This window comes from Paenibacillus sp. 7523-1 (assembly GCF_002276415.1).
Lineage (GTDB): Bacteria > Bacillota > Bacilli > Paenibacillales > Paenibacillaceae > Paenibacillus > Paenibacillus illinoisensis_A.
This window is the reverse complement of record NZ_NPBR01000005.1, coordinates 492,219-504,982: the sequence shown is the minus strand read 5'-3', so window position 1 is coordinate 504,982 and position 12,764 is coordinate 492,219. Positions and strand designations below refer to the sequence as shown.

Genomic DNA, 12,764 nt, shown 5'->3' with positions numbered 1-12,764 from the left:
GGAGGCATAACGATGAGCAGTTTTCAGGATCATATCATTGCACACTACAAGTTTGAGGATGCGGACAACATCGGTAAGGATTACTCCGGCCAGGGCAAAGATGGCATTGCTGCAGGTCTTTCCGTACCGTCGGTGGCGAAAGTGAATGGAAGGAATGCGGCTACTTTTGCAGGGGGAGACAATGGAACATCGTATCTTCAGTTACCTTCAGATCTATTTCAACATGTAAGCGATAAAACAGGCATCACTGTGGCAGCCTGGGTACATCTGAACAAGGGCTCCAATGTGTGGGAACGGATTTTTGACTTTGGAAAAGGAGAACAGTGCCCCTATCTGTTTTTGACGAGACAGCTGAGAGGAACGATGTCTGCCGAAGGGGATCTGGTTGTGGATCCGGGCCGAGGATTTGCAACGGGGGAATGGATGCATATAGCTTTATCGGTAGCTGGTACTCAGGGAGGTACGCTTAGCAGTGCTGGCCCGATCGTTTATGTAAATGGAGAGAAAATAGCGGATGGGTCCATCAGTCAGACGTCCAGTGGTAATTATGCGAAGCTCCGCAGATGGTTCGATTCCTTCACGGATTCGGCCAATTATAGCCAGAATTACATTGGTCGCTCTCAGTATGCAGCCGACGTTGATTTTGCCGGATCACTGTCCGACTTTCGGATATATCAGGCCGGATTAACCATGGATGAAGTCATCGAAGTCATGTGTGAATCATTAACCGATGAAGAGATTGTTACGTTGGCAGGAGATAAATATTTATCATTTCCGACCCGAATTATTACGAAGAATATTTCGCTGCCTGTTGACTTGCTAGGTGGGAAAGTGAATGTCGACTGGCAGTCCAATCGTCCTGACGTGCTGTCGCATGATGGGGAAGTGCAGTCCATTACCTCGCCACAGGAAGCAAGATTGAATGCGATCTTGAGTAAAGGCGAAAGCACGCTGAGTAAAAGTTTTGACGTGTCCGTATTGCCGCAGGATCTGCCGCCCTATACCATAACAATCCACGGCGATCAGCAAGTCGCTGATATTAGCGAGGTCATGTACGGTCTGTTCTACGAGGACATTAACAATGCGGCGGATGGCGGAATCTATGCCGAGCTGGTTCAGAACCGTTCATTTGAATCTTTTGCATTTGATACATATTCACATACCTCCGGTGAATGCGGATGTTCAACGGGGCGGAACCGGGATCCGTTATTCGCCTGGTCTGGTGATACCAGCAAAATGAATGTTCATCACGAAGGTGGATTGAATGAACGCTTCAAACTCGAAGACCCAGATGTAAATGCTTACTATGTGACGGTTCAGGATGGAGCAACCATACGAAATCGTGGTTTCTCCGATACCAATCAGCATTGTGCCATGTCCATCAAAAAAGGTGAACAATACGACTTCACCATCTGGGCAAAGGCAGAATCGGCCGGTACGATCACCATACAACTGCAGGATGGCTCGGAAACCGCAATCAGTGATTCCGTCAAGATTCATGTAGATGGAGGAGGTACCTGGAAAAAGTATGGTTCTGTCCGCGTGGATTCAGATACGAGTAATCAGGCTCTTGTTCTTACCGGAACTGAGACAGCACTTGGACAGCTCGCGCTTACGTTTGAAGGAGATATTTCCATCGATATGGTGTCTCTGATCCCGCGCGATGTATGGGGCGCAATTCCGGATGAAGCAGGCATTTCCGCATCAGCGCATGCCAACTACAAGGGGAACCCGAACTATCGACTGAGGAAGGATCTGGTTCAGGCTCTCGTTGATATGCATCCCAAGTTTCTGCGCTTTCCGGGAGGATGTATCTCTGAGGGGTCCTTTATCTGGGATAATGTGTACGACTGGAAGGATTCTATTGGGCCGGTTGAGCTGCGCAAAGAGAACTACAATGTCTGGGGTTATATGATGACGATGGGTCTTGGGTACATGGAGTACTTCCAGCTTGCGGAAGACTTGAATGCCGCTCCGGTTCCTGTAATGGCCTGTGGAGTTCTGTGTCAGGCACGTTCGGATTACGCACATCCGGCTGGTGGCGCATTAAGAGATTATTACATCAAAAACTTCACCGATCTGATTGATTTTGCCCTGAGTACAGATGTTGAACATAACGAATGGGCGACAATACGCAGCCAAATGGGGCACCCTGATCCGTTCGATCTGCGCTACCTTGGTGTAGGCAACGAGAACTGGGGAACCGAATTTTTCGCCAACTTCGAAGTGTTCAAAGCATCCATTGATGAATATATGAAGCTAAACTATCCGGATCATGAACTGCATATCATTTCAACCGTTGGTGCACAAGCGGACGATGATGCATACCAACAAGGCTGGAAGTTCCTGAGCGGTAACCTTACGGGTTCGGCCCAAATTGCGTTTGCCGATGGACAGAAGGTCATTGAAGAAACGGTAACCTGGTATGAGAAGCAGGATGATTACATGGATACCATTGCAGACGAACACTATTATCGGTCCAATGATTACTTGCTGAATAACGTGGACCGTTACAATTACTACCATCGGGCATATCATGAAGATGGGCAAATCAACTGGAACGAGACTTCCAAGGTATTTGTCGGAGAGTACGCATCCACGGACAAAAATACACTGGCCGGTGCCGTTGCAGAAGCAGCAATCATGACCGGCTTCGAAAACAATGCAGATGTCGTTCGTTTGGCTGCCTACGCGCCATTGTTCAATAAGGTGCTGACGGATGGAACCTATCGCTGGACGCCGGATTGCATCTGGTTTGACGATGAAACGGTATGGTATACACCGAACTACTACGTACAGCACCTTTTTGCGAAATACGTTGGAGATCAAGTGATCGACACTTCGTTTAAGACGTACAGCAAAGGAAAACAAGTGGAACTCATCCCTCATGGAGGAATTGAGATTGCAACCGGTCATGCAGACATCGTCGTGAAACGAGTTACGGTTACTTCCAATCAGGATGGCAGCGTGCTGTTGAGTGAAGATTTCAGGGAGCAGACGGAACTGAGTAAGGCGTGGGGTCTGATTCCTGGTTCGAACGGATTTACACTTGAAGCCGGTAACGGACTTGTGCTGAAAGCGCAAACCAGCGGCCTGAACGGGATATATCTTTTGAATGATAAATGGACCAATTACAAGGTGCAGGTGGAAACCAAGCGCTTGTCGGGTGATGACGGTTTCTATGTTGGCGTGGGACTTACGGATATTTCTTCTGACAAGAAGGATGTCATTGAATATGCAATTGGTTACGGTGGTGATGCAACGGGAGTGAAAGTTTACAAACAAGGTATCGAAGGATATACTCTCGGTGATTATTCTTCAAGTTCCGCAGCGGGTAACCTAAGAGCTGCGAATTATGAACCGCTGGAGAGCGGTACCGATTATACGATCACTGTCAATTATGGCGGCGATACAGGAAAGAGCTTAATCTGCTCCTACACAGACGGACATACAACCAGCAAAGTGCTGGATTACAAGCTCGAAGCATATAACCGTGAGGTGTTCCATTCCGTTACGAGAGATCAGCAGCACGTATATGTAAAAATGGTGAATGCCGATAGCGTGGACAAAGCCACACACGTCCATCTTGAGGATCTGAATGTGAAATCTGCAGCACGGTTGATCACACTCAGCGGAGATCAATCCTTGGTTCATGTTCCGAATGTGAACCAGAAGAATGATGAGAAGGTGGTTCCACTGGAACGGGAGATTGTACTGGACGGTGAATCTGTAGTTCTTCAGTTACCCGCTCATTCAGTTAATGTATTGATTTTGGATTTGTAATTTCACTTATGCTTCTCCCCTCGGAAGAGAACATTATTCACAAAAAAACCGCGAGTAATCGCGGTTTTTTTGTGTTTTCAGATGGAGAGTCAACAGAAGATACCCAAAGTAAATAACCTACACTATTTCCTCAGCATACCTGCTCCTATAATAAATTTTGAAGGAGGAGACAGCTCATGCGTTCCAACTACAAACAATTTATCAGAAACATTCCGCTTCATCTTATGATTTTGCCAGGTTTGATCATCATTATTGTATTCGGTTACATTCCAATGGCAGGTCTCTCGATTGCCTTTCAGAATTTCTCTCCGATTGCCGGATTCAAGAATATGAACTGGGTAGGCTTGGATAACTTCAGGTACCTGTTTGATCTTCCAGGGTTTAGCCAGGTCGTGTGGAATACGGTGTTCATCTCCGTCATGAAAATTAGTTCCGGCCTTGTGATTCCGGTTCTCGTCGCCCTGCTGCTCAACGAAGTACGCAAAACCGGATTTAAACGAACGATTCAAACGGTCATTTATATGCCCCACTTTTTTTCTTGGGTAATCCTGGCCGGCATTATCGTGGATGTGTTGTCCCCGAGCAGTGGGATCGTGAATATGCTGCTTAAGGCACTCGGGATGGATCCGATTCAATTTCTTGCCAGCAACGATTGGTTTCCGTACATACTGGTCATTACTGATCAATGGAAAGAGTTCGGTTTTGGCACCATCATCTATTTGGCAGCACTGACCAGCATTGATAAGTCTCTCTATGAAGCCGCCGTCATGGACGGGGCAGGACGATGGAAGCAGACCTGGCATATTACGCTGCCCGGAATTCGTCCGATTGTCATTCTAATGGTTACCCTTAGTCTTGGAAACGTACTTAATGGCGGGTTCGATCAGGTGTTCAATTTGTACAACCCGCTCGTCTATGAATCCGGTGATATTCTGGATACGATGATCTATCGAATCGGTTTGCAGGATGCCCAATATTCAGTTTCTACGGCGCTTGGCCTCATTAAGTCGGTAGTTTCATTCATCTTTATCGGACTTGGTTATTTTCTGGCCTATCGGTTCGCCAATTATCGCATATTTTAGAAAGGAGGCAGAATCATGCACCATGCATCGAGAGCCTATCGCTGGTTTTTAGGGTTTAACTACGTCATCCTGACGATTCTTGCCTTGCTCTGCCTGTTTCCGATCGTGAATATATTGGCGATATCGTTCAGTTCGAGTGATGCTGTCAAAGCCGGGAATGTTACATTCTGGCCCGTGGATTTCACGTTATCGTCCTATAAGTACATTTTGGAAAATCAACAGTTCCTTAACTCGTTTGGCACGAGTCTGCTTCGGGTGGTATTGGGAGTTGCCACGAATCTGATCTTTACAATTCTCGTGGCTTTTCCTCTCTCCAAAGAAGCTTCCAGGTTTCGTTCCAGAACGTTCTATGCCTGGATATTTGTATTCACCATGCTGTTCAGTGGAGGGTTGGTTCCAGGTTATCTGGTCGTTAAGGAAGCAGGTCTGCTGGATTCGATCTGGGCACTGATTTTACCGGGGGCGGTTCCCATCTTCAATGTACTGCTGATGCTGAACTTCTTCAGAGGATTGCCAAAAGAATTGGAAGAAGCCTCATGGATGGATGGTGCAGGGCATTTCCGTACACTGTGGAGCATCTATCTGCCCATTTCCCTGCCAAGCATTGCAACCATCACGTTGTTTGCCATGGTCGGACACTGGAATGCCTGGTTTGATGGCATGATCTATATGAAAAGCCCGGAACATTATCCGCTCGCTACGTATCTGCAATCCATGCTGCAGCAAGTGACGATGATCCAGAGTGAAATGATGACGCTGGAGGATGCAACGCTGTTAAGCCAGGTGTCCGATCGAACGACCCAGGCGTCCCAGATTTTTTTATCCGTGATTCCCATTCTGCTCGTCTATCCATTTCTGCAGCGGTATTTCGTCCATGGGCTTGTTGTCGGGAGTGTAAAGGGATAAGATCGGTAGGAGGAAAAGCGAGTAGAGGAGCCGATTTCCGGCTCCTTTTTTGCTGCTTGAGGAGAGGAGTGGAAGGGGCAATGAGATTATTGGGGGGGAGCTGGAAAACCAACTCCATTGTGGTCAAACTGATGATTGCTTTTGTATTGGTTATTCTCCCGTTGTATGGAAGCAGCATTGTAATTACACATAATAGCTCCAAGCAAATGCAGACCGAAGTGGAAAATGCGCATGATTCCAAACTGCACTTCTACCACAATCATCTGCAATTCGAATTGGAGCGAATGAGCAGTCTCGTCAATGAATTTTCGTTCGATGAACCGATGTCCACACTAAGTACCAGAGCACCCATTATGAGTCGGTATGAGATTACATCCAGTCTGAATGACATACATAAGAAACTCAGTCAGATCATGGTGACCAGTCCTTACATCAGTGATGTTGTATACTATGTTCCTGCGCTTCATAAGCGGGTAAGTGCTGTGGATGGCATCCGCAGCGTTGAGGACGACGAGTGGAAAGCTCTGCTTGCGACGATGGGGAATCTGAATGGGGAGTTATCCACTTCGGCAGATGATCTCTATTTCCTGAAGAGTAATCCGTACAATATGAATCACGAGGAGCCGCCCAATTTTATATTGGGAATACGCTTATCTGCGGATGAGCTGAAGAAAAGGCTGCAGCAGCTGTCGGAAACGGGCGGTAGTGATATCACGCTGAGCTTTGGTGACAAGCACGAAGTTGTCATTTCCTCCTCAGAGCAGGCGGTCTCTACTGGACTATTACAGATGCTCCCAACGGAATCGCAGGATGCACTGCACGTAACGAGATACCACTCCGATCATCATTTGTATTACTCTCTCTATGATTCGGATCATTCTTTCACATTAACCTCCAGTATTGCAGAAGAAGTGCTTCAGGCACCACTGGAACGATATAAGTTATGGTTATGGATGTTAACCGTGATGTCGATGGTCATCATTGTCATCTTTTCATTATCCGTGTACAAATCGATCCACAAGCCGTTATCTGCACTTGTCAAAGGATTCAGAATGGCGGAGCAAGGGCAGCCAGACATTCGTATTCCCCATTCAAGACGGGATGAATTCGGATATTTATACTCTCGTTTCAACCATATGATAGAGCGCTTACATCTTTTGATTGAAGATAATTATGTTGCCCGAATACGAACGAGTGAAGCAGAGCTCAAACATCTTCAATCCCAGATTCAGCCTCACTTTCTATACAACAGTCTCTTCAGTATTAAGCAGATGGCGGAGGTGGAGAACGTTGAATTAATCCAGGAGTTTACCGACTATCTGGGTCAGTATTTCAGGTATATGTCACGTGACTCCCGCACAGAAGTCTCGCTCGGTGAAGAAGTAGACCATGCAATGGTCTATGCTGCGATACAGAAGATCCGATTCGGATCAAGAGTACAATTGCTCATCGAGGATATGGACCCTATGTACAGATCGATTGCGATCCCGAGAGTCATTGTTCAGCCAATTGTGGAGAATGTCTTCGAACATGCACTTGCCAAACGAAGTCAGGGAGGTATTCTTAAACTATCTTATCAGACGACGGAGGACAGGCTTTCCATTCTGATTGATGATGATGGTGATCAGTTAACGGACGAGATGTTAGCTGGGCTGGATCAGTCTTTTGGGGAGCCTGCGCAGAGACAGGAAGATGAAGAAATCACGGGGCTTATCAATGTGAACCAAAGACTGAGAATCAAGTTTGGTTCACATTACGGTCTCGCTGCTAGGCGCAGTGACCTGGGTGGTTTATGTATTATCGTGAATGTTCCATGGAAAGGGGAGCTGCCTCATGCAGCGGATGCTGATCGTTGATGACGAACCGGTGATTTTGGACGGACTATATGCCTTCTTCCAGAAGGCGAATTTTCAGGATATGGAGATTATCAAGGCTCATTCTGCCTTTGAAGCGATTGAGTGGTTAAATTCCGTGAAGGTGGATATTGTGCTTAGCGATATCTGTATGCCTGGAATGGATGGCATGGAGCTCATTGAGAAAATCATGGACCGATGGCCCAGATGCAAAGTATTGCTGCTGACAGGCCATAACGAATTCGATTATGCACATCAGGCTATTCGCAATCCCTGTGTGGTGGACTACCTTCTCAAGACGGAGGGCATGAGTCAGATTCGTACGGCCGTAGAACGTGCTTTGGCACAAATCTCGGAAGAGAATGATTTCAGGTACCAGAATGCCTGGTTCCGCAGCAAGCTGCCAAGAGCCCTGCCCCAGCTGCAGCGTCAGTTAATGCTTGATCTTATGAAACGAACGGAAAGGCATGATGTTTCCTCGCTTCAGGAGGAATTGGATGCTGTACAGCTTCCTTTTCGCTCAGGGGAGTGTGTTATTCCAGTCATTATTCGAGTGGAGGAATGGAACAACTATCAGACGCAGGCTGATCGAAGTTTAATCAGGTATGCTGTGGCTAATGTGGCAGAGGAGCTGCTTCAGGATAAGTCGACAGTCAAAGCTGTTGATCTGGATTATCAGGTGATTGCTTGTTTGATCCAGCCAGTTGCGGAAAGTACAGCGTATCGTGGAAATGCACAGGAACAGTGGGAGCAAACCCTTCGCTTTGTCTATGGAACGCTGGAGTCTGTGCAGCAATCGTGTGCAGATTGCCTTAATCTCTCGGTGTCGATCATGGTCAGTGAACAGGCTGTAGCTTGGATGGAACTGAATCAGGCAATCGCGCAGTTGCGATTATCCATTCATCAAGGACCAGGACTCGGGATGGAAAAGCTGATTCGTGTCAACGTGCAGCCGGTAATGAACGTGGCACCAAACCCACTGAGCCAGCAGGCGGTTGCGTCGCTGCATCTGGATCAGGTCAAGCAGCATGTCGCAGCGGGGGACAGCGAATGGATGACTTCATTTCAGAAATGGACTGAGAGTTCGAAGGAGGGGCTTCAAGATCCGTTCTTTCGAATGAAAGTATACACCGAAGCAGGGAGTATCTTGATTGAACTGCTTCATGAATTGGGCTTATACGAACCTGCGAAGGAAGAGGTGGGTCTCTCCCGGATGCTGCATTTTGATATCCATACACCGTGGCCCGAACTCGTTATCTTCTATCAGTCTGCCTTTGAATGGATGATATCGAAGCGGAGCGATACCCGCCTGAATGACCAGTCTCAAATCTTGATCTCGATCCATCAATACATCAAGCAACATCTGGAGGACGATCTCTCTCTTACCCGTATTGCGCAGGAAGTCTCTCTCAATCCTTCGTACCTGTCTCGTTGGTATAAACGAGTCACGGGCAAAGGCATCTCGGAATATATTCATGATCGCCGCATTGAACGAAGCAAGGAACTGCTGCTCGGTTCTTCATGTAAAATGCATGAAATTTCCGCCAAGGTCGGGTTCAGTGACCAGCATTACTTTTATCGTTTTTTCAAAAAAGCAATCGGCTGCACGCCCCAGGAGTACCGGGATCAGAAAAGTTAAAATACGTTTTAAATGGTAAATCAAAGATACCAGATGTAAACGAGATCCACTCGAACTGATAGCGCTTTCTTTATACAATGAAAACATACCTCACGGGAGGAACAAAAAGGGGGATTCGTCGTATGAATATGTCATTCAAAAGGCTTTCATTGTTATCGCTTAGCATGATCCTGGCAGGGACTCTTGCAGCCTGTTCATCAGGTGCAGGTAATGCAGAGAGCGAAACCAAGCCCAGTACACAGCAGGATGCTGGAGGACCACTCACCAAGTATGACCCGCCAATTAAATTAACCTCGACGATGAACGAAACGGGTAAGGAATCGCTTGCACAAGGGGATACACATGCGAACAATATATGGACCCGTGGTTACAAGGACGAACTTGGCATTGAAGTAACGTATGACTGGATTGTGCCGGATGCCAATTACAACGATAAAATGAATGTAACCCTCGCAAGCGGAGATTTGCCAGACGTGTTGAAAGTTAGTGCGGTGCAGTTCGAGCAATTGCATGAAGCGGGCATGCTTGAAGACTTAACGGAAGTATATGATAAGTACGCATCGGATCTGGTCAAGGAATTTATGTCAGCAGAAGATGGAGCAGGTTTAAAACCCGTGACCAAAGATGGCAAGATTTACGCCATGGTTAGTTTTCCGGGTTCACTTGATTCATCAGACATGATCTGGATCAGACAGGACTGGCTGAAAAAGGTAGGGCTTGAAGCGCCAAAATCGATGCAGGATGTCATCCAGATTGCAGAAGCGTTCACGTTCGAAGATCCGGATGGCAATGGCAAAGATGATACATACGGGATCGCGCTGAACAAGGATTTGCCCATCAATGCGTTCCTGCTTGGGTATCATGGATATCTCGAAACCTGGATCAAGGATGCATCCGGACAGGTTGTGAATGGTACCATTCAACCTGAGGTGAAGGAAGGCTTGAGAGAACTGCAGAATTTGTATCAAAAGGGCGTGCTGGATCCCGAATTTGGGGTGAAGGATTTTGCGAAGATGATGGAGGACGTGAACGCTGGGAAGTCTGGCATGTTCTTTTTGCCGCAGTGGGCTCCATTTCAAGTCAGCAGCATGATCAAGAAAGACCAGAACGTCGATTGGTTGCCTTATCCGGTACAATCCATCGATGATCAGCCAGCCAAAACACAGAACCACCTCAGTCTGGGCGGCATATTCGCAGTCCGCAAAGGGTATGAGCATCCGGAAGCACTCGTTAAATTGCTGAATTTCCAGGCAGAGAAGATGTTCGGAGAATCTGCAGAGAAGGAACGCGCAGATTATTTGAATGGTTTAACCGGGCTTGGTTTTCATAACGCAACGGTGTCCAATCTGCCTGCCAACAAAAACGTAAAGGCCCAGGACGAAGTGGAACAGGCCCTGAAAACGGGAGACGTATCTGGACTTGGGCTTGAAGCGAAGCTGTTCTATGATGATATTATGGATTACCGTAACGGCAATCTGGATAAATGGCATATGGAACGCATCTTTGGACCGGAGAGCTCACAAGGCGTTATCAAGTACTACCGTGACAATGACCTGATCGTGATGAATGAATTTATATATGCACCAACGAGAACCATGAATACGAAGCAGGCTACACTGGATAAGCTTAGAGCGGAGACATTTTTGAAAATTATCTATGGCAACCTGTCGATTGATGAATTCGATAACTTTGTAGCCAACTGGAAAAAACTTGGCGGAGATCAGATTACACAGGAAGTCAATGAAGCCATTAATGCCAATAAATAAACAAGATGTGCCACAATACAATTGAATTTGTATTGTGGCACTTTTGCTGCTTGAATATACTTTCAATATATTGGGACTATCGTGTGCTTCATGTGGTTAAAAAACGGGATGGCTTCATTTCTTATTTGCGCTTCAACAGTATAACCCCGGAGATCGCAGATGTGTTTTTACGATATACGACTTTAAAGCCGATATCATGATCCAGCAAACAGTTTAGAGCATTGATTAACAAAGCACCAGGTACCAGGGAGAATGTGCATGGTGATGTGTTTCCGATCACACGAACACTTCTGATTCTTCGAGCAGATCCCGGTACAAGCGGGTTTCTGGACCAATAGATTAACACGAGATCAGGTTGACGTGGTGCCTTTGTACAAGTCCGACAAGCCATCGTATCATCTCTTTTCTATTAATAATAGGTTCTCTATATTAAATGAAAAGTAGTGATAGGATGTGCTGGACGAACTACTCCATGCGATATAAACAGGCGTATGCCATGTAAGAAAGCTTGAAAGTGAAGTCAGTTTGATAGAGAGGAAAGAAGAGGAAAGGACCTCTATCGCGAGATCCTTTCTCTTGCGGGAATAATGATTACGAAGAAAGCTTCGTCGGAATGACTATAATTCAGTCAGTCAACTTACTTTTTGGTTCCGTGCTGTTTGGTTGGCAGCTTGTCGCTGGGTGTTCCTTTACCGTTGTTCTTGTTATGACGGGCCTTTTCGGCATTCTCATTTACCTTTTGTACAAATTCATGGGTGCTTTCCATGGACGATACAGCTCCTTTATAATCAAAATGTGTACCCGGATCTTAATATAACCATCCGAAGTCCGTAATATGAAACTGGACAAGGGCAGGGCCGATGTCTAAACTAAAAACATACAGCAGGATACATAACAAGAAGGAGCGCGGGTCCAAACATGTTGCAGAAATTCGGTTTTACGCAGTACGAAAGTCAGGTGTACGAGGCGATCTTCGCTCAACAGGAACCACTCGATGCATCATCCATCGTCAATCACTCCAATGTGCCCAAAGCCAAAATTTACGAAGTATTAAACCGGCTTATCGATAAAGGAATTGTATTAACCACCATGCATGGCAAGAAAAAATTGTATACAGCCGTGGATCTCCAGTCCGTTATTTTGAAGATCAAAGCGGATTTTGAGAAGGATATCGAGGAATTGAACACCTATAAAATCAAACGAACGTTTACGGATGAGCATATTTGGACACTGAAGGATGAAACATCAATTGGTTCCAATATTGAGCAGCTTATGGCAGAGGCCGATTCATCCATTCTGTTTCTAGCTTGGAATGAGAAGATGGAGAACTACCGTACGCTCTTGGAACAAAAGGAAAAGCAAGGTGTGCATGTTGAGGTATTGTCGGTAGGAGGATTAGAGACATCCTTAACGAACAAGTACGCTTTAATTCCCATGCTGGACAAGCTGGAACCATTGCAGCTGCTGATTGTAGACCATGCCTATCTGCTGTTCGCAGGAATTGAAAATGACTCCTGGAAAGCGATTAAGACCATGTCCAAGCCGATTGTCAAAGCGATGAAGGATTATTTTTATCATGACATTGCCCTCACTCAGATCACCAAAAAATATGGAGATCAACTGCTGCAGGACGAAGAAATATCCAAGCTGCTGGCCCGGTTGATTTATTAGAAAGCTATTCTTTTATGGAATAGTTTTTTTTATTGAATTTTTACTCTCATTAGGTTACTATCGT

The 12,764-nt window shown here is 46.2% G+C and carries 8 protein-coding genes; 7 read left to right on the top strand and 1 reads right to left on the bottom strand.

Features of this window, described 5'->3' with window-relative positions; translation table 11 throughout:
• Positions 1 to 12 precede the first annotated feature (12 nt).
• The 6 genes from CHH60_RS05675 (at position 13) to CHH60_RS05650 (ending at position 11,029) form a co-directional block, all read left to right on the top strand.
• A complete protein-coding gene (locus CHH60_RS05675; protein ID WP_095358315.1) occupies positions 13 to 3,783 on the top strand; it encodes an alpha-L-arabinofuranosidase C-terminal domain-containing protein in 3,771 nt (1,256 codons plus the stop codon).
• Between the two features lie 176 nt (positions 3,784 to 3,959).
• Positions 3,960 to 4,865, top strand: coding sequence for an ABC transporter permease (locus tag CHH60_RS05670; RefSeq protein ID WP_095358314.1), 906 nt, complete (start codon positions 3,960 to 3,962; stop codon positions 4,863 to 4,865).
• A 15-nt stretch (positions 4,866 to 4,880) separates the two neighbouring features.
• Positions 4,881 to 5,771, top strand: coding sequence for a carbohydrate ABC transporter permease (locus CHH60_RS05665; RefSeq protein WP_095358313.1), 891 nt, complete (start codon positions 4,881 to 4,883; stop codon positions 5,769 to 5,771).
• 80 nt (positions 5,772 to 5,851) lie between these two features.
• Positions 5,852 to 7,627: a sensor histidine kinase gene (locus tag CHH60_RS05660; RefSeq protein ID WP_095358312.1), complete on the top strand. Its 1,776-nt coding sequence runs from the start codon at positions 5,852 to 5,854 to the stop codon at positions 7,625 to 7,627.
• Positions 7,605 to 9,263 (top strand): response regulator, encoded by a 1,659-nt coding sequence (locus tag CHH60_RS05655; protein WP_095358311.1) that lies wholly within the window; start codon positions 7,605 to 7,607, stop codon positions 9,261 to 9,263. The genes CHH60_RS05660 and CHH60_RS05655 overlap by 23 nt, the downstream gene beginning before the upstream one ends.
• Positions 9,264 to 9,385: 122 nt before the next feature.
• Positions 9,386 to 11,029: an extracellular solute-binding protein gene (locus CHH60_RS05650; protein ID WP_095358310.1), complete on the top strand. Its 1,644-nt coding sequence runs from the start codon at positions 9,386 to 9,388 to the stop codon at positions 11,027 to 11,029.
• Positions 11,030 to 11,666: 637 nt separating this feature from the next.
• On the opposite strand, the gene CHH60_RS05640 is transcribed toward CHH60_RS05650, so the two are convergent.
• Complete coding sequence (locus tag CHH60_RS05640) at positions 11,667 to 11,795, bottom strand: DUF4023 family protein (RefSeq protein WP_095358309.1); 129 nt, start codon at positions 11,793 to 11,795, stop codon at positions 11,667 to 11,669.
• A gap of 152 nt (positions 11,796 to 11,947) precedes the next feature.
• Here CHH60_RS05640 and CHH60_RS05635 point away from each other — a divergent pair, with 152 nt between their 5' ends.
• A complete protein-coding gene (locus tag CHH60_RS05635; protein ID WP_095358308.1) occupies positions 11,948 to 12,700 on the top strand; it encodes a TrmB family transcriptional regulator in 753 nt (250 codons plus the stop codon).
• Positions 12,701 to 12,764 lie beyond the last annotated feature (64 nt).